This window comes from Allobosea sp. WAO (assembly GCF_001509835.1).
Taxonomy (GTDB): Bacteria; Pseudomonadota; Alphaproteobacteria; order Rhizobiales; family Beijerinckiaceae; genus Allobosea.
On sequence record NZ_JXTJ01000017.1, the window covers coordinates 147,711 to 173,509 of the forward strand.

A 25,799-nucleotide genomic window follows, 5' to 3' on the forward strand; every position below is an offset into this window, starting at 1 on the left:
GAGCGAGGCCAGCTTGCTCTTGCTGCGGTCAGAGCGGCTTTCGCGGCAAGGTCCGTCACGATCTTGCTCGCCTCAGTAGATGCGCGAGACGCGGTCATGCTCGATCCGCCAGCAGGCTTCCCAGCCTTCATTGGCGGCGAGCACCGTGACCTTGCGGCTGGTCGGCGAGAGCACTTCCGAGACGATCTCGCAGATGCCGAAGCCGTCCAGCCCCTCGCGATGCGCCTCGACGATCGAATCGCCTTCGAGCAGCACCATCGGGTCCTGTCCGGCGAGCAGCGGGCGCAGCCGCGACAAGGACTTGCCCTGCGGGTCGAGCCCGGGGATCGTGCGCACGAACTGGAAGCGCCGGCCGAGATTGGCTCGCCCGCCGAGGCTGGGGGCGACCTCGTCATGCTCGGCATGGAGCCGGTCGCCCGAGCCCATATCGTACCCGAGATAATGGATGCGCTCGGCGGCGAACTCGGTGCGCAGGCCGGTGGCGCCGAGGTCGCGCATCTGCACCGCCATCGCGGCGATGCCGAGCGGGTTTTTGTGCAGCACGGCGCTGCCGGCCATGTCGCCCTCGATGCCGAGGATCGCGGCGCCCGCAATCACCGCCTTCTTCATCGCCGCCGGCGAGAACGGCCGCTCGAACGGCAGCGCGGCGTGGCTGAGCTTCGCTTCCTGGGCGATGGCCTCGAAGATCGGCGGCCAGAGCGCGGCGCGGCCGGTCGGCACCATCACCACGGTCGGCCGCTGCTGCGGGTTCGGGCCGGCGGCCCGCGCCATGCGCGGCAGCATGCCGCCGAGCACGGCGGCGATCTCGGCGAGGCGCTCGGACGCTGCGCCGGCTCCTTTTTCGAGAGCCGTGCGCGGCAGCTTCAGGATGAGGCGCCGCGTTCCCGCGCGGTCGGCCGGGTCGAGCGCGAGGCGCATGCCGGACGGCAGGGCCGCCTCAGCCAGTGCCGGTTCGCCCTGGGCGACGAACAGGCCAGCGGTCTCGCCATTCCCCCGCAACTCGGCGAGGACGAGGTCGAGGCTTTCATCCGGGGCGTCCAGATACCAGCGATAGGGCGCCTGGGCAGCCTCTGATTTGGCCGTGAGCCGGGCGGCGAGGTTTGCCTTGCCCCGTTTGACGGCACTGCGCAGCCAGGCTTTCGCGGCGAGCGCCGCTGCATCCTGGCGCTGCACGGCGCGCGCCAGCGAGGCCTCGGCGAAGGCCGGCTGCCAATGTGCCTCTTGGCCCTCCATCGCCTTGTCGATCAGCAAGGCGGCGGCCTCGGCCAGCGCCTCGTCCATCATGTCGCCGCCGACCGGCAGGCCGAAGGTCGCGAGCGTCTGGTTGGTCAGCCGGTCGCCGTCCCGCCGCAGACGGGCGAGCGCGACGTCGCTGGTGCCGCCGCCGATGTCGAGCGTCACCAGCAGCGCCTCACCCTGGTCCGGCACCGCGGCGCGGACCTCGGGCAGACTCGCGACATAGCGCGCCGCAGCGACCGCCTCGGGCACGGTGACGGCGGCGTCCGCAAAGCTCGTCGCACCGGGAAAAAGACGCTCCAGCCGCTGCGAGAACAGTTCGAGCGCCGCCCGGTAGCGCGAGGCGATCTCGTCGCCGATACCGCTCGGGCAGGAGATCAGGATGCGTGGCACGATCGGCGCCGGCGCGTGGTCCTCGACCCGTAGGCGGTCCTCGCCGAGGCGCAGCACATAAAGGTCGACCAGCTCGTCGAGCACGTCGGCGACGAGTGGCGCGATCTCGACCGTATTGGTTGCGACGACCCGCTCCGCCGCCGCGTCGTAGCGGTGGACCTGCTCGGGCAGCGTCAGCGAGACGGCGCCTGAGGTCAGGGCATGCTTCAGGGAATCCACGCGCTTGCCGCCTTCCGGCAAGCCTCCTTGGGCCGGCGGCGCCGGCGCGGAGACGTCGTAGCGCCGTGAAAAGGCCTTGAGGCGCCGCGCCACGGTCGCCCGGTCGGAGCCGATCAGCGAGAGGTCGGGCAAAGCGTGCGGAGCATGGTCGGCGCGCAGATTATTGCCGGAATCGAGCCCGACATGGCTTGGGATCAACGGTGCGGCGCCGGCGTCCTGCAAGGCGGCCTCGCCATGGCGCGGATCGACATGCCGCGCCAGCCAACTGCCGAGCGCCAGCGGCCTGATCTCGGTAGCGCGGCCGGCTGCACGCGGCGCGCCCGACCAGATCGAGGTCGCCGAGGCGCCGAGATCGATGCAGATAGGCAGCCTGTGGACGCGGCGGCTGTAGCGCACCGGCAGGCGCGCGCGCACCAGCGGGCGGCCGCCATCGTCCCCCGCCGTGATGGTGAGCTCGACCGTGATCGGCCCGCGCAGGATATTGGGCCCGCTCGTCCGCACGGCGCGCGAGAGCGTCGTGGTCAGGGCCTGCATCGGCACGACGGCGCGGCCGCGCCGGCCGAAATCGCCCTCGCGGACGATCTCGAGCGGGAAGGGCGTCGTCGCCTCGGCGACCTCGTTGTCGCCCATCCGGCTGACCACCTCGACGGTCAGCGGCGCGGTGCGGGTCAGCGGCCAGCGCCGAAGGTCGATCACCAGCCCGTCGCAGCGCACGATCGAGGTCTCGTCGTCCGGGTCGACCTCGGCGTTTAGGCCGCCTTCGATCTCAAGATCGGAGGTCGTTCCGAGTGGGCAGCTGAGATGCGAACCGGCAATCGTCAGCGCGACGTCGCCGCGGTTCTGGCTGCGGATCGGTACGGAACGTGCCTCGAGCGCGCTCGACCAGGGCCTCGCCGGCCCGTCGGGATCATGGCCCGAGCCGTCCTGGGCGACCCAGCCGCCGAGCTTGGCCGTCAGGCGGATCTGGAGCGCTGCCTTGGGATTGGCCTGGATCGTCTCGTCGACGAAGTCGAGCACGGCGTCGCGCGTCAGCGTGACGTCGAGCCTCACCTCCTGCCCGGCGAGGGCCGGTGCATCGGCGAGCCAGAGCAAATGGCGGCAGGTGCTGGCGCCGGCATCGGGATAGCGCCGCAGCGAGACCGAATGATCCATCGGCGCGGCGATGGCGAGCGACAGGTTCTGCGCCTTCAGGCCAAAGCAGCTCGCCTCGATGGTCAGGCCGCGCCGGCCCTCCAGCACGATGTCCTTGGGAATGTCGATGGCGATCTGGCTGACGCCGAGCGTCTTGCCCGTCGCGAGTGAATCGAGATCGATCTCGACCGGCTCGATCCGCCATTCCGGTTGCGAGGCGCCGGCCAGCACCGCAATCTTGACGACGCGGCGCGGCGAGGCGCGCGCGCCGCCGGGCGTTTCGACGATGGTCGAGAATGCGATTTCGAGGCTGGCGTCGCTCTCGATGTCGGCCTGCTGGCGATGGGCCGCGACCGCGCGCATCACCGCCTCGCGCCGCAGGCCGAGCATCAGGCGCTCGCCGGCGCGAACCGCCGCCTTGTCGAGCAGGGCGCCGCCCTGCAGCCAGCCGATGTCGAGACCGCTGGGCAAGCCGGGCGCGTGCGAGATCAGCGAGACCGTCACCGCCTTGACCATGTCCTCGGGTGCCTCGAAGGCGAGGATGTCGATCAGGGCGTCGCTGCGGTCGAGCGCGATGGTGGCGCTGAAGCTCGCGAGCCTGGTCTCGAGATTATAGCAGGACGCGGCGCTCATCCGTTCTCTCTTCCGGTTTCGGCCGGTACCGTTTCATATGCGGTGGCGCGGCGAAGAGCGCCGCCCCATTCGTGGTCTATCCCCGAGACGGCGACAGCGGCGGCGAGATACCGGGCGAGCGTATCGCTGGCGCCGGCCCTCAGCCGCCGATAGGCAGCGCCGAAGCCTGGGTCGCCGGTGTCGGCGAGCGCCTTGGCCGCGAAGGGCGTGCTGGCTAAAGCGGTGTCCGCCTCGCGCAGGGCGAGGTCGGCGAGCAGTAGCCTAGCGTAACCGCCGAGGATCCGGCGCAGGCCCAGAGCGTGCGGGGCTGCGGCATCCTCCTCGCCGAGCACCTGGCCGATCTGTGCCTCGATCGTGCCGAGCGCCGGTGCCAGGCCTTCGATGGCGTCGATCGTGGCGACGAAGCCCTCTGTGGTCGCCGCCAGGCGCGAGGCGCCGCGCAGCGCATCGCCGCTGCGGTCGTTGCGTGCCGCCAGCCCGGCGAGGCCGGCGGCCTTCTCCCAGCTGAGAATCAGTTCGCCCGCCGCGGCGCTTTGCGCGGCCGCGCGGCGCAGCCCGGCGAAATGTTCGTGCAGCAGTATGATCTCGCCGGGGGTCAGTTCGCCCAGCCGCTTGGTCAGTTCCGCCAGCAGCCCTTGCGACTGGCCCGATTGCGCGCCGGCCTCGACGAGTTCGCTGCGCCGGCGCGCCACTTCCTCAAGTGCGGGTGCTGAAGGCGGCCGGCGCTGCGCAGTGCGGCGCAGCGCGAGCAGAAGGCCGTCGAGATTGCTCAGCGGGCGCTGGCCGCGACGCTTGCGGGCCTCGGCGATCGTCTGCTCGACCTCGGCGACAACATCCGCATCGAGCCAACTCTGGTGAGCGCAGGCCGCGATGTCGTGCAGCAGTCGCATCGCCCGGCGGTCCTGTCCGGCCAGCGTCATCGCTTCGCGGCCGAGGAGATGCGGCAGCGCCGGATCCTCGTACCAACCGAGCAGGCGCTCGGTTTCCGCCGGCGGGGTCTTGGCCCCCGGGGCGGGCAGAAGCAGGCGCGCCGCACAGGCACGCGCCGCAACCTTCGGCTGCTCCACGGCCCAGAGCAGCATGGCGGTCTGCTCGCCGAGCGCGCGCTCGCCGAGCTCGTCGGCGCGCGACGGATCGAGGCCCGTCAAGGCGGCCGCCGCCTCCAGCAGGTTGCTGCCGGCCTCCGGGGTTTTGGCGCGCGCGTCGATCCGGGCGAAGGGACCCGCATCGGCCGGCGCCTGCGCCCGTGCCACCGCGATCTCGGCCAGGATCAGGCTCAGCCGGGCGGTTCGTGCCGGTGTGGCCTGCCAGAGGCCGTCGGCGAGCCGACCGGCAGCGAGTGCAAGATCGTCGCGCAGAGGTGCTGCTGTGCCGGGCGTCGCCACCACAAGTGCCTGGCCGGGGCCACCGCCGAGCGTGAGCCCGGTCGAGACCGAAGCCGCATAGCTTTCGCGGTGCGAGACCGCGCCGAACTCTCCGTCCTGCCAGCGGATCGTCATCGGCGCGCCGTTCGCGGCATCACCGGCACCGGTCCAGACGAGCAGGCGGCGCGGCTCGGCAAAGACGAGGATCTCGTCCTCTTCCAGCCAGTCGGCAAGGCTCACGCGGCAGGACCCGTCCGCATTGGCGACAGGCCGCAGCAGGCGAAAGCCCCGCCGCAGGGCGGCAACGCGCCCGAGGCCGGTGGCGTCGCTATCGCGCAAATCGGCGGGTGTCGCGCCGAGCGAGTCGAGTTCCTCCTCGACGGCGAGCCGCAGGTCCTGATCGAGCTGCGCCAGCGTCTGCCGGGCCTGCCGCATCGCGGCCGGAAAATGCGCGACCAGGATGCCGGCGCCACTGCCTTCGCCGCGGAATTCGAGCGTCAACCCATCGTCTCGGCTGGCGCTGACGCGCGTCAGGGTGGCGCGCTCATCCGCAGGGTGCATGAACGGGCCGGCGAGCAGGCGTAAAGTGCCCGCTCCGGTTTCTGCGACCTGATTCAGGCCGCTGGCAATGAGCGTCTCCGGCGTGTCCTGTGGCCGCTCAGCGAGGGAGTGGCGTTCGATCGCCAAGGTGCCGGCGGCGCCATCTGAATGCGCTCGCAGCAGGGCAAGACCGGTGCCGAGCGGGTTGGCCTCGTCAGGCGTCAGCCGCTCGTCGAGCTGGATCGAGACGATGCGGCTCTCGCCTTCGGTCGGCACGGTGACGGCATGAAGCACGCGGCTGCCGGGCGGCAGCTTGCCGGAGAGCGGCGCGTCGTCGCCATCGCCGGCCGCGATCAGCGTGATACGGCCACCAGTCTCTTCAGCTGCGAGAAAGCGGGCTCGGGCGTTTTCGCTCCAGATCGCGGCGACATGACGTGAGCCGTCCCAGATGATGGCGACGGGCGCCACGGAAAGATGCACGGGGGCGGGCTCCGGAAAGACTGGCGCGAGAGGAGGTCAGAGGCGGACCTTGCGCGATGGTCCGTCGACTTGCAAGACGTTGCGGCATGTCGGGCAGCGAAGCTTCCGTATTGCTGGCGGAAGCTCTCGCTTGCGAGGTCGAGCGGTCCCGCCCTAATCTTGCCGAGATGGACGCGTGACTTTGTGGGACGGGCTTGCTCCGTCCTGCTCGTCAGGGCCGGACAGGTCGATAAGCGTAGAGAGCGGAGAGCGGTTTCATGGCGGCAGCGCCGGTTTGTTTCGCGGCCTTGCCCGCAGCCTTGCCCGCGCAATGGGGCGCTTCCGCCATCGACGCGCCGACGGGCGACGAAGTCGTCCGGCGCCGTCTGGTCCTGACCGGCCTCGACGATTCCGAGGTCGCCCAAGAGACACAGGCGAGCTTCCTCGCGCCGCGGCTCCTGCCGCGCCTTTTCCGCGAGCCGGCACAGGCCGGGGCCGAAGCGCGTGCCGCGCTCGAAGGCGCGGGCCGCCTCGTCATCCTGCTGCCGATCGGCCGCTATGATGACGGCGTCTGGGCGCCGATCATCGAGCGCATCCTGCTCGGTGCCGGCGAAGGCACAGCAAGGCCGCGCGAGACGATCCTGGCGTGGAGCGGCATCGAGCCCTTCCTCGCGCCTTTCGGCCGGCGCGCTTCGGAAATCTGGCGCGATCCGCGCCTGGCGGAGTCCATGCTCGGCGTGTTCGAGCGTTCCGCCCGCTCCCTCGCCGCAGTTCTGCGCGAACTCGGCGAGGGCGCGAGGCTCAGGCGCGGTCTGGTCCGGTTCGAGCCTGGCCCGGCCGAGTCGCCGGCGCGCGTGGCGCTGGCGCTCGCCTGAGCGCAGGGCTACTTCCAGACGAGGGCGTTGGCGAGGTCGCGTCGGCCGCATTCGAGCGACATGGCGTTGACGGCGGCGCGGTAGCCCTGCAGCGAATAGACCACATGGGCTGGCCGGCCGTCGGGCGTAGTGCCGTTGAGTTCGAGTGTCGTGCCTTTGTTGTAGCCGGCGACCGCGTCCATATCGAGGATCGGCTGGCCGTTGGAACCTTCCTTCATCGGGCGGATGAAGTTGCCGGGCGCGCTGGCGTTGAGCAGCCGCACATCGCCGCCTTCCGTCACCGATGCCTCGATCGGCGAGCCCGGGCGGTAGTAGCGCTTGTCGTCGAGCAGATGCTGGATCGCGCCGCTGCCCTCGCTCTCGGCCGAGAGCAGGATGAAGGGCGCCTGCTCGCGCCAGTTCGTCGGCCCGGCCTCGGTCGCGGCGGTGTAGGCGTAGCAGGTGCGCTTGCCGCTGGCCGGATCCTCGACGACGCTCGCATACCAATTCTGGAAGCGGCGGATCAGGCGGCCGGGCGCTTCCGGCAGCAGCATGTCGCTGGTGTCGACCGCACGGGCACGCAGCTGGTATTCCTGCCGGGTGGGGCCCGAATTGGCGACACGGATGGTGTATTGGCCCGCGCCCAGCCGGTAGCGGCGCAGATTCGGCCGGCTCGGATTGGCGATGTGGATCGTCCGCAGCGGCGGATGACCTGGCGCGAACACCTCGACGAGCAGCTTGCCGGGGCCACGCAGGCTCGGCAGCGGGATATCGACCTCGACATAGGATTCGCGGGCGATCGAGAAGGCGTATTGCTGCAGGCCACGTCCGCCCTCGACCCGCCCGTCGATGCGCAGCGGTGTTTCCGTCAGGCGCGGCGCCGAGACGGCGTTCTGGTTGCGCGAGGAGCCGAGCGCCGCCCATTGCGTCGCGGTCGGCAGGTCGTCGAAGGCGACGAGGCCACCGCTGAACACCGGGGTAGTATCCTTGCGGTTGGCACTGACGGCGATGCGATACCCGTTATGCCGCTGCTCGACTGAGACCGAGGCGCTCCAGCGCCGCGCCTCGTCCGAGGAAGGATCGTGCAGCATGGCGAAGGAGACATGGCGCGGCGCGCGGATGCGCGACTTCTTTTCCTCGTCGGCCTGCTTGCTCAGCGCCCGGCGCATGCGGTCGGAAAAGAACTCGAGCCAGCCCGGGTTGACCGGCGCGCCGTTCAGCATATGCGCCGACAGCGCCAGGGTGTTGGAGGTCTCGGTCGACTGCTCCCAGATCGCCTCTGCCACCTCGTCGAAAATGTTCTCGTTCCGGCGATAGATCTCGCCGATGAACTCCTCGGAGACGGTGAACGGGTCGAGGCTGGGGGAGCAGCTCTCATAGCCGTTCCAGCCATGGGCCGAGAGCAGCAGCCGCGTCGAGGGGCCGATGCGCTGCCCGGTCGCCCGGATCTCGATCTCGATCTTGCTGAGCTGTTCCTTGGCGTTGCCGGCGAGGGCACTGTCGAGAATGCCGGTGTCGCTGATGTTCAGCACCGGTCCGATGTCGAGGAAGGGCGCCATCCTGACCCCGTCCAGCCGCGAGAATGCGGCATGGACCTGCTGCATCACATTGTTGCCCTGGTCTCGGGAAAAGGCGTTCTCCGGCTGCGGGCGCGAGGCGGTGCCGATCCTGACCGGAAGCCGCAGCGGTCCGCACTGCTTCTCGATGCGCTGCCACAAGGCCTGCGCGGCCGAACCGATCGGGTCCTGCGGATTGTATCCCGGGAAGGTCTGGGTCTGCGCCGCCGTCACGGTCGGCGACGCGGCTGCCAGCCAAACCGTCGCCATCCAGCTCGCCAACTTCGGCAACGCTCTGCCCGTCATCCTCGTCCCCATGGAGCCCTCCCTCGCGTGGCGAGGGAGGGCCGTTCTTCTCGACTAGACCCGGCTCAGATGCCGGAGGCTTCGTTGGTCGCCAGATTGACCTCGACCGTGTCGGTGCCGGCGGCCTGACCGTTGCGGGTCACGGTACGCTCGACGACGCGGACGCGCTGGCCCGCGCTGTTGTTGTAGGTCTTCACCGTGCGCGCCTTCACGACCACGTCCTGGCCGCTCGAATTGCGGAAGCGCTGGGTGTTCGCGCCGGAACGCGCGGCGATGTAGGCGGCCTCGCGAGCCCGCTCACGCTCGATCGCGTCGGCGATGACGAGGCCGGTAAGGCCGCCAATCGCGGCGCCGATCGCCGCCCCGCGCCAGCCACCGACCGCACCGCCGATCAGGGCGCCGGCGCCGGCGCCGAGAGCGCCGCCGGTGGCGACACGTTCCTGGGACGCGGTGCAGCCGCCCAGCGCAAGGGCGCCGGCGACGAGGATGGTTCCGACTTTCATGGTCTTGGCATGCATTACGTCACCCCACTGCAAAGTTGCTTCTTGAAACATGGCGCTTGCAGCTGTCACAGCATTTGCGGCCGGCAGGGCGCCTTTCGCCAAGCCGACCAAAAATTACGCAGCACCACACACGCCATCTGTCCCATATCGGCCAATTCCGGGCAAGTGGTGCAAAATGTGGCAGTCACTTGTGCCAATAGTGGCGGAGCCGCTCTTGAAAACCGGGCTCCGACGAAGCAGAGCCCGTGCTGGGCGGCGTCGCCGCGGAAGCCTGCTGCCTCTATGCCCGGCTCAGAACAGGGCGAAATCTTGTCTGTGGAATGTCTTTTTCTTGGCGTACGTGGTTAATTGGCCGCGCTCGACCTATTGAAATTACGCAAGGTAATGAAGCGCCTTAAGCTACGCTTCCTGCCGCTTTCCCTTTCGCGATATCACCCGCATCGGCATGCCTTGGCGCGGCCGCAGTGTGACGTGGTGCACTGGCGCCGGTTCCTCGCCGGCATGCTCGAAGCGTAGCGAGCGAACCAGCGCCGCCAGCACGATCGTGGCTTCGACCATGGCGAATTGCTGCCCGATGCAGATGCGCGGCCCGGCGCCGAAGGGCAGATAGGCGTAGCGCTCGATCGTCTCGCGCGCGCCGGGCAGGAAGCGCTCGGGGCGGAAGCGATCCGGCTCACTCCACAGCGTCTCATGGCGGTGCAGCAGATAGGGTGAGATCACCACCAGCGCGCCCTTGGGGATGAAGCAGCGCCCGCCGACCGCATCGTCCGCCAGCGCCGTGCGCGACAGCGAGGGCACCGGCGGATAAAGCCGCATCGCTTCTTCGATCACAGCGCGTGTCAGGGCAAGGCCATTGCCGGAAAGGGCGGCGGCCGCTAGGTCCTCGCCGGCGGCGTCGACCTCGACCTCCAGGGCCTCCCGGATCTCGGGGGCCTGCGACAGCAGATAAAGCGACCAGGTCAGAGCATTGGCGGTGGTCTCGTGCCCGGCGCCGATGAAGGTGATGACGTTGGCGCCGACCTCTGCCTCCGAGAGGCCGGTCCCGGTCTCGGGGTCGCGCGCGTCGAGCAGCGCGTCGAGCAGGTCTGGTCCGCCGCTGGCCACGGGTCTTTGTGCCCGCAGCATCTGCCGCTCGGCGATGATCGCGGTGACCTGCGTCTCGAAGAAGGCGACGGCAGGGCGGGCCATCCAGCGGCCGAGACGCGGCAGCCAGGCTGGCGCGCCGAGAATGTCGAGCGGATCGATCTTCCCTTGCGTCTCGAAATAGCGCGTCAGCGCCTTGCCAAAAGCGTCGGCGCCGCCGGCGATCGCATTGGAGAACATGGTCTCGGCGAGGATGTCGTAGGTCACGCGGGTCATGTCCTGCGCGATGTCGACGACGCGCCCGGGCCGCCTGCGCGCCATGCGCCGGGCGGCCGCCTCGGCCGGGCCTTCCATCCTGCGGGCGAGGGCGGTGACGGCGCGTGGCGTGAACAGCGGCGCCAGCGTCCGGCGGGCCCGCTTCCAGGCCTCTCCTTCCGCCGTCAGCAGGCCTTCGCCGAGACCCGGAGCGAGAATGGTGCGTTGGAGATCGTCCTTGCGGTAGTTCGCGGCGTTCTCGACCAGGACATGGCGTATGGCCACGGGGTCGGACAGGACGACGCCATAGCCGAAAATGCCTTCGCCCGCGACGATCGGTTCACGGAAATGCCGCTGGCGCCAGATCGTCAGCGGGTTCTGGCGCAGGCGCAGCAGCAATTCCAGTCGGCTGAGTTCGCGATCTCCGGGCACCGGAGCCGGCGGGCGCCGGCGATGCGCGGTTCTGGTGGCGTTTGCAGCGGTCATCGGTGACGATTCTCCCGCGGGGACGTTGCACAGCCTGTCGCGGCTTTCGGGCCGGATGAAGGCGCGATGACATGTCACGGCGCGTTTTTGCTCGCCGTCATGCAAACGGTGCAGGGCTGCTCGCTTTGCTGCGCTGCGGCCAAACTCCGACATAATCTTGTGCGATGCACAATGGATGCCTATCTTCGCCCCTAAGGAGCGACCCGAATGCCTGCTTACAAGAACCCCCCGCCGCGCATCTTGCGGCCCCGCGTCGAACTGCCGACCCTGGACGAGGCGATCACCGCCGCGCAGGGTTTGAGCGATTTGCCGGAGGAGCAGGCCGAGATCGCCGCCAATCTGATGGGCGTGCCGGTCTCCGACGTCGTGCCGCTGGTTCGCAAGGCCGCCAACCGCACCATGGTGACGACGCCGAATCGCGCGGTCGTCGTGGTCCGTCGGCCGGTCCGCACCTTCTCGCCGCGCCTCGCCGAGGCGATGCGGCGCTGAGCTGGGCCGCGACTGCTCGCCGGGCGACGCTGGATCGCGCCTAGCCCAAGAGTTCAGTTCTCTGCGCGACCCCAGAATGCGAGCAGTGCCGGCCCCGAAAGGCCGGCACTGCTTTTTTGGTCGCCGCGCTGAAAGGCGGCGTTCGGAAGTTTCACGCCGATTGCTGCGCGCTGCCCCGGCTGCTGATCTCGTCCAGGATCGGGCAGTCCGGCCGGTCGTCGCCATGGCAATGGCTGGCGAGATGGCGTAGCGTCTTCGCCATCGCTTTCAGCGCTGCGGCCTTCTCCTCGAGTTCGGCGACATGCTTCAGCGCCATCGCCTTGACGTCGGCGCTGGCGCGCGAGCGGTCGCGCCAGAGCGCCAGCAATGCCCCGGTCTCCTCAATCGAGAAGCCGAGGCTGCGGGCCCGGCGCACGAAGCGCAGCGTGTGGACATCGTCCTCGCCGTAGACGCGATAGCCCGATTGCGAGCGCGCTGGCGGCGGGATCAGCGCGATCTCCTCATAGTAGCGGATCATCTTGGCGCTGACGCCCGACGCTTCGGCCGCTTGTCCGATGTTCATTGCGTCCTCCTTCAGGCCGTGGCCGGTACGCTGGCGCGGCCGGCATCTTCATTCCGGCGTTCTGCGGCAAAGCGCTTCAGCCGCAGTGCATTGGCGAGAACGCTGACGCTCGAGAACGCCATGGCGAAGCTGGCGAAGACCGGCGACATCAGCACGCCCCAGAGCGGATAGAGCAGGCCGGCTGCAACCGGGATCAGCAGCACATTGTAGCCGAAGGCCCAGCCGAGATTCTGCCGGATGTTGGTCATCGTCGCCTTGGACAGCGCGATCGCCTCCGGGACATGGCGCAGATCGCCCGAGATCAGCACGATATCGGCGCTTTCGATGGCGATATCGGTGCCTGCACCCATGGCGATGCCGACATCGGCCTGGGCCAGCGCCGGCGCGTCGTTGATGCCGTCGCCGACGAAGGCGACGCGCCTGCCGCTTTCGCCCTGGAGATCGGCGACGATCCTGGCCTTCTCGGTCGGCAGCACCTCGGCCCGCACCTCGTCGATGCCGAGCCGGCGGGCTATGGCCTCGGCGGTGCCGCGATTGTCACCGGTCACCATCACGATGCGCAAGCCAAGACGGCGCAGGCTCTCGACCGCCGCCGGCGTGCCGGGCTTGATCTGGTCGGCGACCGCGATCAGGCCGGCGAGCTTGCCGTCGATCGCCGTATAGAGCGGCGACTGGCCTTCGCGGGCCAAAGCTTCGGCGCGCGCGGCGAAGCCGGCAGGGTCGATGCCGAGCCGGCGCATCAGCCGCTGCGAGCCGACGGCGACGCGCCGCCCCTCGACCATGGCCTCGATGCCCATGCCGGGCTCGGCCTGGAATTCGCTGGTCGCGGCGAGCGCAAGGCCGCGCCGACCTGCCTCGTCGACGATCGCTTCCGCCGAGGGGTGCTCGGAGGCGCTCTCCGCGGAGGCTGCGAGGCGCAGCGTCTCGGTTTCGTCGAAACCGGCGGCAGCCACGACCTGCGTCACCTCGGGCGTGCCCTTGGTCAGCGTGCCGGTCTTGTCGAAGGCGATGGTGGAAATGCCGCTGAGGCTCTGCAGGGCAGCGCCCTGGCGGAACAGGATGCCGAGCTCGGCCGCCTTGCCGGTGCCGACCATGATCGAGGTCGGGGTGGCGAGGCCCATCGCGCAGGGGCAGGCGACGATCAGCACCGCGACCGCATTGACCAGCGCATAGGTCAGGGCCGGCGAGGGGCCGAAATAGAGCCAGGCTGCGAAGGTGATGGCCGAGACAAGGATCACCGCCGGCACGAACCAGTTGGTGACGCGGTCGACCAGGGCCTGGATCGGCAGCTTGGCGCCCTGCGCGGCCTCGACCATGCGCAGGATCTGCGCCAGCAGCGTATCGGCACCGACCTTCTCGGCCCGGAAGCGCAAGGCGCCATTGCGGTTGATCGTGCCGCCGATGACGCTGGCTCCGGCGCTCTTATGGGCTGGAGCCGGCTCGCCGGTGACCATGGATTCGTCGACATAGGACGAGCCTTCGACAACCTCGCCATCGACCGGGACCTTCTCGCCCGGCCGGACCAGCACGAGGTCGCCGACGCGCACCTCCTCGACGGCGATCTCGCTTTCGATGCCGTCGCGGAGCACGCGGGCGGTGCGGGCCTGCAGGGTTACGAGCCGGCTGATCGCCGCGCTGGTACGGCCCTTGGCGCGTGCCTCGAACCAGCGGCCGAGCAGGATCAGGGTGACGATGACCGCGCCGGTCTCGAAATAGGTGTGGGCGGTGCCTTCAGGCAGCCATCCCGGCCGGAAGGTCGCGACCGCCGAATAGAGATAGGCTGCGCCGGCGCCGATCATCACGAGCGCGTTCATGTCGGGGGCGCCGCGCAGCAGCGCCGGCCCGCCCTTCAGGAAGAAGCGCAGCCCGGGCCAGAACAGGACGATGCTGGCGAGCGCGAAGGCGGTGACCTTCAGCGTGAAGAGGTCGGCGATGCCGAGCAGCCAGTGGTGGAAGGTCTCGCTCAGATGCGGGCCCATCTCGATGACCATCAGCGGCAGCGTCGCCAGCGCCGCGATGACGACCGCGTGGCCGAGCTCGCTCTGCTCCGCCTCGCGCCTCTCTTGAATATCGGCGCGCGGGTTCGCGTTCGTGCCGAGGGGTTCGGCCTCATAGCCGGCAGCGGCGATGGCGGCGATCAGCGCCGGCACGGCGGCGGGGGCGGCGAGCTGGACGGTCGCGCGCTCCGTCGCGAGGTTGACGCTCGCCGCCAGCACGCCCGGCACGCCGCGCAGGGCCTTCTCGACCCGGCCGACGCAGGAGGCGCAGGCAGGAGGCGCAGGTCATGCCGGCGACCGACAGGTTCACTTCGGTTTCGACCGGCTCGTAGCCGGCACCGCGGATCGCCGCAGCGATGGCAGCGGCCTCGCCGCCCGCGACCTGCGCTCGCCCGGTGGCGAGGTTGACCTGCGCGCTGGTCACGCCGGGCACCGCCGCGATCGCCTTTTCGACCCTGCCGACGCAGGAGGCGCAGGTCATGCCGTCGACCGGAATGTCGAGCATGGAGGCCTGACCTCCGCGCGGTTCGAGGGATGCTTGCATAGTCATGATATCCACTTTCCCATTCAACGTACCGAGATGGCTACTCCTTCCCATCATTGGAAGGTCAAGCGGTGATTTCGGATGTGCTGCAAGGGTAGGCGCGACGGCAAAAATCGCAGGAACCGGGTGGCGCGCCGGCCAGCTTGAGCGCGAGTTTCGGAGCTGACCGGCTCGAAAGGAAACGCCATGCCCGCACCGCACCGCAACAGCATGACAGCCACCGGAGAGGACTTCGAGTCGCTGGTCGCGACGCTCGACTGGGCAAGGATCGAGGCCGAGCTCGACGCGTACGGGGTTGGCCTTACCGGTCGGATTCTTGATGCCGGGGCCTGTGCTGACTTGCGCGGGCTCTACGCCGAGCCGAAGCATTTCCGCAGCCGGATCGTGATGGCGCGGCACGGTTTCGGGCGCGGCGAGTATCAGTACTTCGCCCATCCGCTGCCGGAGCCGATCGCGGCCTTGCGTCCGCTGGTCTATGCCCGGCTGGCGCCGATCGCCAATCGCTGGAACGAGACGCTCGGCATCGCCCAACGCTATCCCGAAAGCCTCGACGCGTTCCTGGCGCTCTGCCATCAGGCCGGCCAGCAGCGCCCGACCCCGCTGCTGCTGAAATACGAGGCCGGCGACTACAACTGCCTGCACCAGGATCTTTACGGCGACCTGTTCTTCCCCTTCCAGATGGTGATCCTGCTTTCGCAGCCCGGTCGCGATTTCACCGGCGGCGAGTTCACCTTGGTCGAGCAGCGGCCGCGCATGCAGTCGCGGCCGGAGGTCGTGCCGCTGGCTCTGGGGGAGGCGGCGATCTTCGCCGTGCAGCACCGGCCCGTCGAAGGCACGCGCGGCGCCTATCGAGTCAATCTGCGTCATGGCGTCAGTCGGGTCCGCAGCGGCGAGCGCTTCACCACCGGGCTGATCTTCCACGATGCCCGCTGACCGGGCTTCGCGGTCGGTCAGGCGGCCTTGATGTCGAGCCCAGCGACGATGGAGCCGAGTGCCGGCTCGTCGATCAGGTCGGCGGCATCGGCCTGGGTGAACCAGCGGCAGCTGCGTTGCGCCTGTTCCGGCCAGGTCGGCAATTGCTGTTTGACCTCGAGCAGATAGAGCCGGACCTTGCAGAGGATGAAATGGTCGGTCTTGCGCTTCCAGTAGGTGTAACGGCCGACCGGCTTCTTGGTGATCTCGCCGATCAGGCCGGCTTCTTCCATCGCTTCGCGCGCCGCTGCCTCATGGCCCTTGAGGCCACGGATCGGCCAGCCCTTCGGCACGATCCAGCGCTGGGTCTCGCGCGTCGTCACCAGCATGATCTCGATCGCGCCGTCGGCGCGCCGCCGGAACGGGATGGCGCCGATCTGGACTTTCGGCTCGGCCGGCCGTTTGCCGGCTGTCGTCTTTGCCACCCTTGTCGACCTTCGCGCGCTCTTTTTGCCCCGTGACAACATAGGGTGATTCGTCGCCAGAACCGCGAGGAAATTTGTAGCCGGCAATCTTTCTTGGCGATGTTGCCGTTGCGTCATCTTTCCTACTGGCAACGGCCGTTGGCTTCGCTCGGGCGGCTGCCAGGAAGGGGGGCGGCTAGGAGTTCGCCGCGCCGTTGGAACTCCTGGTAGGCGTCGACCAAGTGGTCTCTTGCGCACGGCTCGGGGCGCGCCCGAGCCGTGCGCTACGGGAATCAGCTCTTCTTGCCGTCCTTGCCGAACTGCTTGAGGAAGGCCGTCAGGTCGGCGATTTCCTTGTCGTTCTTGATGCCGGCGAAGATCATCTTGGTGCCGGGGATCTTGGCGCGCGGATCCTTGATGTACTCGGCGAAGATCGCCTCGTCCCAGGTGATGTCGGCGCCCTTGTTGGCGGCGGAATAGCTGTAGCCCTCGACGGCGCCGGTATGGCGGCCGAACAGCCCGTTGAGCTGCGGGCCGACCAGATTCTTCGCGCCTTCGCCGATCTGGTGGCAGGCGCGGCACTTGTTCCAGGATCGCTCGCCGGCGGAGATGTCCTGGGCCGATGCCGCGGTGGCGGCAAGAGTGGCGAAGCCGAGGGTGAGAAGGGCGGCGCTGGCGATGGCTTTCATGGTCGATCCTTCTTGAAGCTGGGTGCGTGGCACGGGACCGGGCAGGCAGGTCGTCACGACCCGTTCGCTCGCGGCGTCCGGCCGGCATCGCACATGTCGTCGACGCAGGCCGGACTCCAGCGACCATGGGATAGCGAATTAGAGGAATTCTGAAACTGGTCAGTTCGCCGCGGATGGACGTCGCCTGTGCGGCCGCCCGCGGTGTTTGGCTTCACGATCCCGTGGGGGCGGAGCGCGCTGCGATTTCGCTGATCCATTCCGCGACATTGGCGGTGAAAGCATCAGGCCGAGAAACCGGGAAGTAATGCCCGCCGGTGTCGAGCATGGTCTTGCGTGCGCCGGGCAGGCCGGCGGCGAGCTCGTCCTGCAGGAAAGCGGGAACGACCATGTCGTCGCGCGCGCCGAGGATCAGCACGGGTAGGGCCAGGCTGGTGCTCCAGGCCGAGCCGTCGAAGGAACGCAGTGCGTCGATGCGCTCGCGCATGATCTGCCTCTCCTCGTTAGTCGCCGGCGCGCTGGCGACGGCGCCTTCGTAGACGTTCCAGTGCGCCTCGAGCCAGGTCGGGGGATAGGCCATCAGCGTCGCGCTCGCGGCGTAGGCACGCGGGTGCTGGTCGAGAATGGCGAGGCGCGTCTCGAACAGGGCCGACATGTAGCGGTTCTGCTTCAGCCAACTGCCGCTCAGGATCAGCCCGGCGAGCCGGTGGGGCGCCTGGCGCGCCAGCGACAGGCCGATGCAGCCGCCGGTCGAATGCCCGAGCAGCACGGCGCGTTCGACACCGGCAGCGTCGAGGACGGCAAGGCAGTCCTGCGCCAGCTGGTCGATCGTCGAGCGCGCGGTACCGCGCGTGCTGGCGCCCATGCCGCGCTGGTCAAAACGCAGCACCCGGAAGGAACGGGCGAGGGTCGCGGCATTGTCGTCCCAGAAAGCGGCGGTGCCGTTGATACCGCTCACCAGCAGCAGCACCGGTCCCTCGCCCTGCGAGCAGCCGCGCAGCACGGCGCCATCGGCGGTGTGCGCCTCGAATTCGCCGCTCACGGCACGCTGGGCGACGGCGCTCATCGGGCCTCGCCGATGAAGGGGCGGCTGATCGCGCGGATATAAGTCATTGCTGCGTCTCCTTCGGCGCCAGGGCGCCTTTCACTTATGCTGGTTGAAGCTCGCATCGGTCCAGCCGAACACGGTGCGCGCCTCGATCTCGGCGACGTTCTCCGGCCGCGGGAACGGCTCGGGCGCCGGTTCGCCTGGCCTGCGCGGCCGGCCGATCTGCGCGAAGAATTCGTCGAGCCCGCCCGGCATGATCAGCCACAGGAAGGTCAGCGGCTCGTCATGCGGATTGAGGAAATGGTGCTTGCGGTCGCGGCCGACGAAGACGCAGGAGCCTTCCTCGAGCGGGTGGTCGACGCCGTCTATACGGGCGATGCCGCGGCCCCTAACCACGAAGATGATCTCCTCGTTGCGGTCATGGGTGTGCTCGCGGATGAAGGAGCGCGGCGCCACGGTCTGCGTCCCCATGGCGAAACGGTTCTCGCTGGCGACGGCCTTGTCGTTGAGCAGGTTGCGCACGAAGCCGTTAGCCGGGACCGGCTGCCAGAAGCTCTCGCCGTCCTGCGCGCCAAGCACCTTGATCTCGCCGGCCGGTCGCGTCGCCATTCCGATTCCCTCCCGCCCGATGGGATTGTGGTCGGATCGTGACGCCGGGCGCGGCATAGTTGTAGCCGCGTTTGATCATGGCCGGGTAGGCCGTCACGCAGAACGGGACGCTAGGTAAGGCCGGGCTTTTCCGGCAGGATGGCGGGCGGTCAGCGGGCAGCAGGTGGCCTTGTGCGAGCTAGCCTGGCGTCGCGGCCTTGACCTTCGCGCGCGCCTTCCGCGCCAACGGCGACAGGGCGCCGGTATCGCCTGCGAAGCCAGCGCGGAAGTCCTCGCGCATGCGCCGGGTCCAGAACTGGTTGATGTGGTCGGCGATCGCGTCGACCGCTTCGGCTTCTGGATAGGCCTGGAAGAACTCGGCGATCTGGTTGGCCATGCGCGCGAGCTTGGCGAGGTGATCGCTATGATGGGCGGCGGCATCCGCCGGGGCTGCGAGGGCTTCGGTCATCAGGATCTCGGTCATGGCGCCTCGGCCTCCACGGGGTTGGCCAGCGCGCCGGCGAAGATGCGTGCGGCGTCCTCGCGGGCGACGCAGACCAGGGTCAATCCGAGCACCTTGGCCCGCTCGATCGCCAGCGAGGTCGGCGCCGAAATCGTCACCAGAGTCCCGGCACCGAATATCGCCGCTTTCTCGACCATCTCGAAGGAAGCGCGGCTGGTGACCAGTACGAAGCCGTCACTGGCGGGGTGGCCGGCCCGCAGCCGCGCGCCGATCAGCTTGTCGAGCGCGTTGTGACGGCCGACATCCTCGCGCGCTGCCAGGATCGTCCCGTCGCGGTCGCACCAGGCGGCGGCGTGTACGGAACGGGTCAGCCGGTGCAGCGGCTGATGGCGCTCGAGCGTGGAAAGCGCGGTGGCGATCGCCGCAGGCGTGATCGGCATCGCCATGCCGGCACGCGCTTCCGCCGCCGGCAGGTCGGCGAGCGCCTCGACGCCGCAAAGGCCGCAGGAGGTACGCCCCGAAAGATTGCGCCGTCGCGCCAGATGCTCGCGGAAGCGCCCCGGTGCCAGCTCGACTGTGACGACGATGCCGTTGGCCTGCGGGCAGACCACGATATCCCTGATCTCGTCGCCGCTGCGGATAATGCCTTCGGTCAGGCTGAAGCCGACGACGAAATCCTCGAGATCGGACGGCGTCGCCATCATCACGGCATAGGGCAGGTTGCCGTAGACGATGTTGACTGCGGCCTCGACGGCGACTTCGGCGCTCGCGGTCTCCGACCGGCCGGAAGCGAAGCGCAACATCGCTGCCGGCGTCGCGACGCTCGCCGGCGGTTGGGCAGGAGGGCTATTCCGCGGCATCGGGCAGGCGTCCCGCAATCAGGCGCAACGAGACATCGTGCTCGCGGTTGCGCTCCTGCCATTCGGAGAAATAGTTCGTCCGCCGCACCTCGACCGCCGTTACCTTGTATTCCGGGCAGTTGGTCGCCCAGTCGGAATAGTCGGTGGTGATGACGTTGGCGCCCGTCGTGGCATGGTGGAAGGTGGTATAGACCACGCCGGGCTGCACCCGCTGGGTGATCTCCGCCCGCAGCGAGATGTCGCCGGAGCGGCTGGCGAGGGCGACGAGGTCGCCGTCCTGGATGCCGCGGCTCTCGGCGTCGAACGGATGGATCTCCAGCCGGTCCTCGGCATGCCAGGCCTGGTTCTCGGTGCGCCTGGTCTGCGCGCCGACATTGTACTGCGAGAGGATGCGGCCGGTGGTCAGGATCAGCGGGTAGCGCGGTCCGGTGCGCTCCTGCGTTGGCACATACTCCGTGATCATGAACCGGCCCTTGCCGCGCACGAAGCGGTCGACATGCATCAGCGGCGTGCCGGAAGGCGCCTTCTCGTTGCAGGGCCACTGCACCGAGCCGAGCGTCTCGAGCTTGTCGTAGCTGACCCCGGCGAAGCTCGGTGTCAGCGCCGCGATCTCGTCCATGATCTCGGAGGGATGGCCGTAACCCATCTCGTAGCCGAGCGCCCGGGCGAGCTCGATCGTCACCTGCCATTCGGCCTTGCCGGAGAGCGGCGCCATCACCTGGCGGACGCGGTTGATGCGCCGCTCGGCATTGGTGAAGGTGCCGTCCTTCTCCAGGAAGGAGGAGCCCGGCAGGAAGACATGGCCGTATTTCGCGGTCTCGTTCAGGAACAAGTCCTGGATGACGACGCATTCCATCGAGGCGAGGCCGGCGGTGACATGCTGGGTGTTCGGGTCCGACTGGGCGATGTCCTCGCCCTGGACATAGAGCCCCTTGAAGCTGCCGCCGACCGCCTCGTCGAGCATGTTGGTGATGCGCAGGCCCTGCTCGGCATCGAGCGGCACGCCCCATAGCGCCTCGAAGCTCTGCCGCGTCGCGTCGTCGGCGACATGGCGATAGCCCGAGAATTCGTGCGGGAAGGAGCCCATGTCGCAGGAACCCTGGACATTGTTCTGGCCGCGCAGCGGATTGATGCCGACGCCGTCGCGCCCGATATTGCCGGTCGCCATGGCGAGATTGGCCATCGCCATCACAGTGGTTGAGCCCTGGCTGTGCTCGGTGACCCCGAGCCCGTAATAGATCGCGCCATTGCCGCCGGTCGCGTAGAGTCGCGCTGCGGCGCGGACATCGGCTGCCGGCACGCCGGTGAATGCCTCGCTCGCTTCCGGCGAGTTGCGCTCCTCGGCGATGAACCGGGCCCAGATCTCGAAATCGGCGAGATCGCAGCGCTCGCGCACATAGTCTTCGGCGATCAGCCCTTCGGTGACCACGACATGGGACATGGCGTTGATCAGCGCGACATTGGTGCCGGGCCGGAGCTGGAGATGATGCTCCGCCGCGACATGCGGCGACCGAACGAGGTCGATCCGGCGCGGGTCGATCACGACGAGGCGGGCGCCCTGGCGCAGGCGCTTCTTCATCCGCGAGCCGAAGACCGGGTGGCCGTCCGTCGGGTTGGCGCCGATCACGACGATGACGTCGGACTTGGCGACCGATTTGAAGTCCTGGGTGCCGGCCGAGGTGCCGAGCGTCGTCTTGAGCCCGTAGCCGGTCGGCGAATGGCAGACGCGGGCGCAGGTATCGACGTTGTTGTTGCGGAAGGCGGCGCGCACCAGCTTCTGGACGAGGAAGACCTCCTCATTGGTGCAGCGCGAGGAGGTGATGGCGCCGACCGATTCCCGGCCATACTTGGCCTGGATGCGCTTGAACTCGCTGGCGGCGTAGTTGATCGCCTCCTCCCAGGACACTTCGCGCCAGGGATCGGTGATCTTCTCGCGGATCATCGGGCTGGTGATGCGGTCCTTGTGGTTGGCATAGCCCCAGGCGAAGCGTCCTTTGACGCAGGAATGGCCCTCATTCGCCTTGCCGTCCTTGTAGGGTACCATGCGCACGACCCGGTCGCCCTGCATCTCGGCCTTGAACGAGCAGCCGACGCCGCAATAGGCGCAGGTGGTGACCTTGGAATGCTCGGGCTGGCCGAGCTCGATCACCTTGTTCTCGATCAGCGTTGCCGTCGGGCAGGCCTGCACGCAGGCGCCGCAGGAGACGCATTCGGAACCGAGGAAATCGGTCGGCCCCGCGGCGACGCGCGAGTCAAAGCCGCGCCCGGTGATCGTCAGCGCGAAGGTGCCTTGCACCTCGGCGCAGGCGCGCACGCAGCGATTGCAGACGATGCACTTCGACGGGTCGTAGGTGAAGTAGGGGTTGGACGTATCCTTGGGCAGCCAGCTCTCGTTGGCATAGCCCTCCATCGTCACCGGCTTGACGTGGTTCTCGCCCTCATAGCCGTAGCGGACTTCGCGCAGGCCGACCGCGCCCGCCATGTCCTGCAATTCGCAATCGCCATTGGCCGAGCAGGTCAGGCAGTCGAGCGGATGGTCGGAGATGTAGAGTTCCATCACGCCCTTGCGCAGGCCCGACAGCCGCTCCGACTGGGTGCGCACCACCATGCCTTCCTCGGCCGGGGTCGTGCAGGAGGCGGGCGTACCACGCCGCCCCTCGATCTCGACCAGGCAGAGCCGGCAGGAGCCGAAGGGTTCGAGCGAGTCTGTAGCGCAGAGCTTGGGAATGGCGGTACCCATGCTCATTGCCGCGGCCATCACCGAGGTGCCGGCGGGAACCGTGACGCTCTCGCCATCGATCGTCAGCGTCACCGTCTTCTCGGCGACCCGGATCGGCGTTCCGAAATCGATTTCCTTGATCAGGCTCATGATGAGCTCCTCACTCGGCTGCCTGCGGCAGGGCCTCTGGCGGCGGGCGGTCGAAATCCTCGGAGAAATGGTTCAGCGCGCTCATCACCGGCATCGGGGTCAGCCCGCCCATGGCGCAGAGCGAGGCGTCCGTCATCAGCCGGTTGAGGTCGCGCAGCACCGCCAGGTTCTTCGGCCGCTCATGGCCTGCGATGATCCTGTCGACGATCTCGACGCCCCGCGTCGCGCCGATACGGCAGGGCGTGCACTTGCCACAGCTCTCCTTGGCGCAGAATTCGAAGGCGAAGCGGGCCTGCTTGGCCATGTCGACGCTGTCGTCGAAGACGACGATGCCGCCATGGCCGAGCATCGCGCCGATGCCGGCCAGCGCCTCATAGTCCATCACCGTGTCGAGCTGCTTCGCGGTGAGATAAGCGCCGAGCGGCCCGCCGACCTGCACGGCCCGGATCGGCCGGCCCGAAAGCGTGCCGCCGCCCATCTCCTCGATGATCTCGCGCAGTGAGATGCCGAAGGCGAGTTCGATCAGCCCACCGCGCCTGACATTGCCGCCGAGCTGGACCGGCAGTGTGCCGCGCGAGCGACCCATGCCGTAATCGGCATAGGCCTTGCCGCCATGGTCGAGGATCCAGGGCACGGCTGCGAAGGAGAGAACGTTGTTGACGACGGTCGGCTTGCCGAACAGGCCTTGCAGGGCCGGGATCGGGGGCTTGGCCCGCACGATGGCGCGCCTTCCCTCAATGCTCTCCAGCAGCGAGGTCTCCTCGCCACAGATATAGGCGCCGGCGCCGACCCGGACCTCCATGTCGAAGCTGTGGCGCGAGCCCAGCACCGCGCTGCCTAGCATGCCGGCATTGCGCGCCTTCAGCACGGCGCACTGCATGGTCCTGATCGCGTGCGGATATTCCGAGCGGATGTAGAGATAGCCCTTGGACGCGCCGACCGCGATGCCGGCGATCGCCATGCCCTCGATCAGCAGGAAGGGATCGCCCTCGAACAGCATCCGGTCGGCGAAGGTGCCGCTGTCGCCCTCGTCGCCATTGCAGACGATGTATTTCTGGGTCGACTTGGCGTCGTGGACCGTCTGCCACTTTATCCCGGTCGGGAAACCGGCGCCGCCGCGCCCGCGCAGGCCTGACGCTTTGATCTCGTCGACGATGCCCTGGCCGGACAAGGCGAGCGCGGCTTCCAGCCCCTTCAGCCCGCCATACTTGCGATAGTCTGCGAGCGAGAGCGGATCGGTAACGCCGACGCGCTCGAAGGTCAGGCGCTGCTGGCGCTTCAGCCAGCCGAGTTCTTGGGTTGGCCCGAGGCACAGCTTATGCTTGCCACCACTCTGGAAACCGGCCTCGAAAAGTCCGGCGACATCCTTGGCCGCGACTGCGCCATAAGCGATGCGCCCACCCGTCGTCTCGACCTCTATCAGCGGCTCCAGCCAGAGCATGCCGCGCGAGCCGTTGCGAATGAGATCGACGGCGATCCCGCGCGCCTGTGCTTCCTGCGCAATGGCTTGCGCGACCGCCTCGGCGCCGACCGAAAGAGCGGCGGCGTCGACCGGGACGTAGATGCGGATCGCCTCGCTCATTGCCGGGCTCCGCAGAGGGCGGCGATCCGGTCGGCGTCGACCCGGCCGATCAGCTCGCCCTCGACCAGGGCCGAGGGGCCGAGCGCACAATTGCCGAGGCAATAGACGGTCTCGACCACCGCATCCTGGTTGCCATGATGACTATCGACGACGATGCCGTGCTCGCGCGCGAGGTCCTCGACCAGCGTCTCGCAGCCCTGCGCCTGGCAGGCTTCGGCCCGGCAGAGCTTGACGATCTTGCGCGGCGGCGGGGCGGTCCTGAAATCGTGGTAGAAGGAAATGGTGCCGTGGACATCGGCCCGCGACAGGTTGAGCGCCTCGGCGATCAGCGGCACGGCCTGCGGATCGACATAGCCGAATTCCTCCTGCAGGGCGTGCAGGATCGGCAGGGTTGCCCCCTCGAGATGAGCCAGGCTCGACACAATCGAGCGCGCCTCGTCCTGGTCCCAGGCTGGGTAATGGACCATCGTCCCTCCTCCGTGCGGACCGTTCTCCGGGCCCGCGCCTTTGAGGAAGGGTGGCGAAGTTTAGGATGATTTCAAATCGTTTGTTCTGACTGTTCGATAGTCAGTGACTATCAAAACGATAAGTGGCTGTTCCAAAGACGGGCTTGCGGTGCGATGAAAATGCCGATAGCCATGACTTATCGCGCGACCATACAGGCGAGGCGCCAAGCCCTGCAGCTCGATCGATAGTCGTTGTCTATTTCACGATCGGGCGCCGCGGCAGCGCTGCCTCGGTCACCGTCTCGGACATGGCTAGCAGGTTACGTGCGAGTGGCGCTGCGGGCTGGCGATCGGCCATGATCAGGCCGATCGTGCGCTTGGCGTCGGGTTCGATCAGCGGCAGCGCCTTGGTGCCGAGCGGGACGCCGAAGAACTCCAGCAGCTGGATCGAAACGATGCTGGAGACGCCCTGAATGCCGGCATGCGAGCACAGGTTGAAGATAGAGTTGGTCTCGATCGCCGGCTTCGGTGCATGTCCGACCGAGCGGAAGATGCCGTCGATGATCCGCCGGTTCTGCATGTCGGAGGTCAGGAGGCAGAGCTTCAGCGCCGCGGCCTCGGCCCAACTGATCGTCTCGCGCCCGCCGAGCGGCCCGTCCTCGCGGGTCAAAAGCACATAGGATTCCTGGTAGATCGGCTTTGAGACGACGCGCTCCAGCGGCTCGTTGTCGAGATAGGTCAGGCCGACATCGAGCTCGAAATTGTCGATCCCGTTCTGGATCTCGGTCGAGGTCAGCGACAGCACGGTCAGCGAGGCGCCGGGATAGCGCGTCGAGAACGGCGCGGTGATATGGGCGATCATCGGCAGGGCGGTGGGGACGGCGCCGAGCCTGATCCGGCCGCTGACGCCGTCGCGCAGCTCCGCGATCGCATCCTTCATCTGGTCGGCCTCGGCGAGGATGCGCCGCGCATGGGCGAGCACGAGTTCGCCCTCCCGGGTCAGTCCCTGGAAACGCCGGCCGCGCTCGACGATCAGGATGCCGAGTTCCTCCTCGAGCTGCGCGATGGCGGCAGACAATGTCGGCTGCGAGACATGGCAGGCCTCGGCGGCGCGGCGGAAATGCTTCTCGCGGGCGAGGGCGTCGAGATAGACCAGTTGGCGGATGATCATGCGGCGGTTCTGCCCCAGCCTCGGCGCGAGCCTTTCGTCAGCATGAGCATTTCGGTAGCGGCCTGCCTTGGCAAGCGCTAGAGCCGGCAGGGTTAAGTCC

At 68.3% G+C, this 25,799-nt stretch carries 19 protein-coding genes and 1 pseudogene; 3 read left to right on the forward strand and 17 right to left on the reverse strand.

What is annotated here, in order from left to right:
• Positions 1 to 72: 72 nt before the first annotated feature.
• Together DK26_RS25600 and DK26_RS25605 are read right to left on the reverse strand one after the other, a co-directional pair.
• On the reverse strand, positions 73 to 3,612 hold the full coding sequence (locus tag DK26_RS25600; protein WP_066478890.1) for a hypothetical protein: 3,540 nt from the start codon (positions 3,610 to 3,612) through the stop codon (positions 73 to 75).
• On the reverse strand, positions 3,609 to 5,996 hold the full coding sequence (locus tag DK26_RS25605) for a hypothetical protein (RefSeq protein WP_066478892.1): 2,388 nt from the start codon (positions 5,994 to 5,996) through the stop codon (positions 3,609 to 3,611). Before DK26_RS25605 ends, DK26_RS25600 begins: the two co-directional genes overlap by 4 nt.
• Positions 5,997 to 6,253: 257 nt before the next feature.
• Here DK26_RS25605 and DK26_RS25610 point away from each other — a divergent pair, with 257 nt between their 5' ends.
• Complete coding sequence (locus tag DK26_RS25610) at positions 6,254 to 6,850, forward strand: hypothetical protein (protein ID WP_066478895.1); 597 nt, start codon at positions 6,254 to 6,256, stop codon at positions 6,848 to 6,850.
• An 8-nt stretch (positions 6,851 to 6,858) separates the two neighbouring features.
• On the opposite strand, the gene DK26_RS25615 is transcribed toward DK26_RS25610, so the two are convergent.
• The 3 genes from DK26_RS25615 to DK26_RS25625 form a co-directional block, all read right to left on the reverse strand.
• Positions 6,859 to 8,655, reverse strand: a complete 1,797-nt coding sequence (locus tag DK26_RS25615) for a hypothetical protein (protein WP_066478898.1) — start codon at positions 8,653 to 8,655, stop codon at positions 6,859 to 6,861.
• A gap of 101 nt (positions 8,656 to 8,756) precedes the next feature.
• Positions 8,757 to 9,194, reverse strand: a complete 438-nt coding sequence (locus DK26_RS25620) for a glycine zipper domain-containing protein (RefSeq protein ID WP_184231736.1) — start codon at positions 9,192 to 9,194, stop codon at positions 8,757 to 8,759.
• Between the two features lie 399 nt (positions 9,195 to 9,593).
• Complete coding sequence (locus DK26_RS25625) at positions 9,594 to 11,018, reverse strand: cytochrome P450 (protein WP_066478901.1); 1,425 nt, start codon at positions 11,016 to 11,018, stop codon at positions 9,594 to 9,596.
• Between the two features lie 207 nt (positions 11,019 to 11,225).
• On the opposite strand from DK26_RS25625, the gene DK26_RS25630 reads away from it, so the two are divergent.
• A complete protein-coding gene (locus DK26_RS25630; protein WP_066478902.1) occupies positions 11,226 to 11,507 on the forward strand; it encodes a hypothetical protein in 282 nt (93 codons plus the stop codon).
• Between the two features lie 151 nt (positions 11,508 to 11,658).
• Here the strand turns inward: DK26_RS25630 and cueR are convergent, their stop codons facing one another.
• On the reverse strand, positions 11,659 to 12,069 hold the full coding sequence (cueR, locus tag DK26_RS25635) for a Cu(I)-responsive transcriptional regulator (RefSeq protein WP_066478905.1): 411 nt from the start codon (positions 12,067 to 12,069) through the stop codon (positions 11,659 to 11,661).
• An 11-nt stretch (positions 12,070 to 12,080) separates the two neighbouring features.
• Positions 12,081 to 14,616, reverse strand: a pseudogene (locus DK26_RS25640) (heavy metal translocating P-type ATPase).
• Between the two features lie 204 nt (positions 14,617 to 14,820).
• On the opposite strand from DK26_RS25640, the gene DK26_RS25645 reads away from it, so the two are divergent.
• Positions 14,821 to 15,543: a 2OG-Fe(II) oxygenase gene (locus DK26_RS25645; protein WP_157089855.1), complete on the forward strand. Its 723-nt coding sequence runs from the start codon at positions 14,821 to 14,823 to the stop codon at positions 15,541 to 15,543.
• Between the two features lie 17 nt (positions 15,544 to 15,560).
• Here DK26_RS25645 and DK26_RS25650 read toward each other — a convergent pair whose 3' ends face one another.
• The 10 genes from DK26_RS25650 to DK26_RS25695 form a co-directional block, all read right to left on the reverse strand.
• Positions 15,561 to 16,007 carry an NUDIX hydrolase gene (locus tag DK26_RS25650; RefSeq protein ID WP_066478907.1) on the reverse strand — a complete coding sequence of 149 codons (447 nt, stop codon included), beginning with the start codon at positions 16,005 to 16,007 and terminating at the stop codon, positions 15,561 to 15,563.
• 272 nt (positions 16,008 to 16,279) lie between these two features.
• Complete coding sequence (locus tag DK26_RS25655) at positions 16,280 to 16,675, reverse strand: cytochrome c family protein (protein ID WP_066478909.1); 396 nt, start codon at positions 16,673 to 16,675, stop codon at positions 16,280 to 16,282.
• Positions 16,676 to 16,886: 211 nt separating this feature from the next.
• Positions 16,887 to 17,738 (reverse strand): alpha/beta fold hydrolase, encoded by an 852-nt coding sequence (locus DK26_RS25660; protein WP_066478911.1) that lies wholly within the window; start codon positions 17,736 to 17,738, stop codon positions 16,887 to 16,889.
• A 78-nt stretch (positions 17,739 to 17,816) separates the two neighbouring features.
• Complete coding sequence (locus DK26_RS25665; protein WP_066478919.1) at positions 17,817 to 18,329, reverse strand: cupin domain-containing protein; 513 nt, start codon at positions 18,327 to 18,329, stop codon at positions 17,817 to 17,819.
• A gap of 178 nt (positions 18,330 to 18,507) precedes the next feature.
• Positions 18,508 to 18,792 carry a formate dehydrogenase subunit delta gene (locus tag DK26_RS25670; RefSeq protein WP_248310104.1) on the reverse strand — a complete coding sequence of 95 codons (285 nt, stop codon included), beginning with the start codon at positions 18,790 to 18,792 and terminating at the stop codon, positions 18,508 to 18,510.
• Positions 18,789 to 19,631 (reverse strand): formate dehydrogenase accessory sulfurtransferase FdhD, encoded by an 843-nt coding sequence (fdhD, locus tag DK26_RS25675; protein ID WP_066479062.1) that lies wholly within the window; start codon positions 19,629 to 19,631, stop codon positions 18,789 to 18,791. Before fdhD ends, DK26_RS25670 begins: the two co-directional genes overlap by 4 nt.
• Positions 19,618 to 22,500, reverse strand: a complete 2,883-nt coding sequence (gene fdhF / locus DK26_RS25680) for a formate dehydrogenase subunit alpha (RefSeq protein ID WP_066478924.1) — start codon at positions 22,498 to 22,500, stop codon at positions 19,618 to 19,620. Before fdhF ends, fdhD begins: the two co-directional genes overlap by 14 nt.
• 10 nt (positions 22,501 to 22,510) lie before the next feature.
• Complete coding sequence (locus DK26_RS25685) at positions 22,511 to 24,082, reverse strand: NADH-quinone oxidoreductase subunit NuoF (RefSeq protein WP_066478926.1); 1,572 nt, start codon at positions 24,080 to 24,082, stop codon at positions 22,511 to 22,513.
• On the reverse strand, positions 24,079 to 24,549 hold the full coding sequence (locus DK26_RS25690; RefSeq protein WP_066478929.1) for an NAD(P)H-dependent oxidoreductase subunit E: 471 nt from the start codon (positions 24,547 to 24,549) through the stop codon (positions 24,079 to 24,081). The genes DK26_RS25685 and DK26_RS25690 overlap by 4 nt, the downstream gene beginning before the upstream one ends.
• A 235-nt stretch (positions 24,550 to 24,784) precedes the next feature.
• On the reverse strand, positions 24,785 to 25,699 hold the full coding sequence (locus DK26_RS25695; protein WP_066478938.1) for a LysR substrate-binding domain-containing protein: 915 nt from the start codon (positions 25,697 to 25,699) through the stop codon (positions 24,785 to 24,787).
• Positions 25,700 to 25,799 lie beyond the last annotated feature (100 nt).

Coding starts and splice junctions, on each gene's coding strand:
- DK26_RS25600 (WP_066478890.1), bottom strand. CDS start 3,612: ATGAGCGCCGCGTCCTGCTATAATCTCGAGACCAGGCTCGCGAGCTTC.
- DK26_RS25610 (WP_066478895.1), top strand. CDS start 6,254: ATGGCGGCAGCGCCGGTTTGTTTCGCGGCCTTGCCCGCAGCCTTGCCC.
- DK26_RS25615 (WP_066478898.1), bottom strand. CDS start 8,655: ATGGCGACGGTTTGGCTGGCAGCCGCGTCGCCGACCGTGACGGCGGCG.
- DK26_RS25620 (WP_184231736.1), bottom strand. CDS start 9,194: ATGAAAGTCGGAACCATCCTCGTCGCCGGCGCCCTTGCGCTGGGCGGC.
- DK26_RS25625 (WP_066478901.1), bottom strand. CDS start 11,018: ATGACCGCTGCAAACGCCACCAGAACCGCGCATCGCCGGCGCCCGCCG.
- DK26_RS25630 (WP_066478902.1), top strand. CDS start 11,226: ATGCCTGCTTACAAGAACCCCCCGCCGCGCATCTTGCGGCCCCGCGTC.
- cueR (WP_066478905.1), bottom strand. CDS start 12,069: ATGAACATCGGACAAGCGGCCGAAGCGTCGGGCGTCAGCGCCAAGATG.
- DK26_RS25645 (WP_157089855.1), top strand. CDS start 14,821: ATGACAGCCACCGGAGAGGACTTCGAGTCGCTGGTCGCGACGCTCGAC.
- DK26_RS25655 (WP_066478909.1), bottom strand. CDS start 16,675: ATGAAAGCCATCGCCAGCGCCGCCCTTCTCACCCTCGGCTTCGCCACT.
- DK26_RS25660 (WP_066478911.1), bottom strand. CDS start 17,738: ATGAGCGCCGTCGCCCAGCGTGCCGTGAGCGGCGAATTCGAGGCGCAC.
- DK26_RS25665 (WP_066478919.1), bottom strand. CDS start 18,329: ATGGCGACGCGACCGGCCGGCGAGATCAAGGTGCTTGGCGCGCAGGAC.
- DK26_RS25670 (WP_248310104.1), bottom strand. CDS start 18,792: ATGACCGAGATCCTGATGACCGAAGCCCTCGCAGCCCCGGCGGATGCC.
- fdhD (WP_066479062.1), bottom strand. CDS start 19,631: ATGCCGCGGAATAGCCCTCCTGCCCAACCGCCGGCGAGCGTCGCGACG.
- fdhF (WP_066478924.1), bottom strand. CDS start 22,500: ATGAGCCTGATCAAGGAAATCGATTTCGGAACGCCGATCCGGGTCGCC.
- DK26_RS25685 (WP_066478926.1), bottom strand. CDS start 24,082: ATGAGCGAGGCGATCCGCATCTACGTCCCGGTCGACGCCGCCGCTCTT.
- DK26_RS25690 (WP_066478929.1), bottom strand. CDS start 24,549: ATGGTCCATTACCCAGCCTGGGACCAGGACGAGGCGCGCTCGATTGTG.
- DK26_RS25695 (WP_066478938.1), bottom strand. CDS start 25,699: ATGATCATCCGCCAACTGGTCTATCTCGACGCCCTCGCCCGCGAGAAG.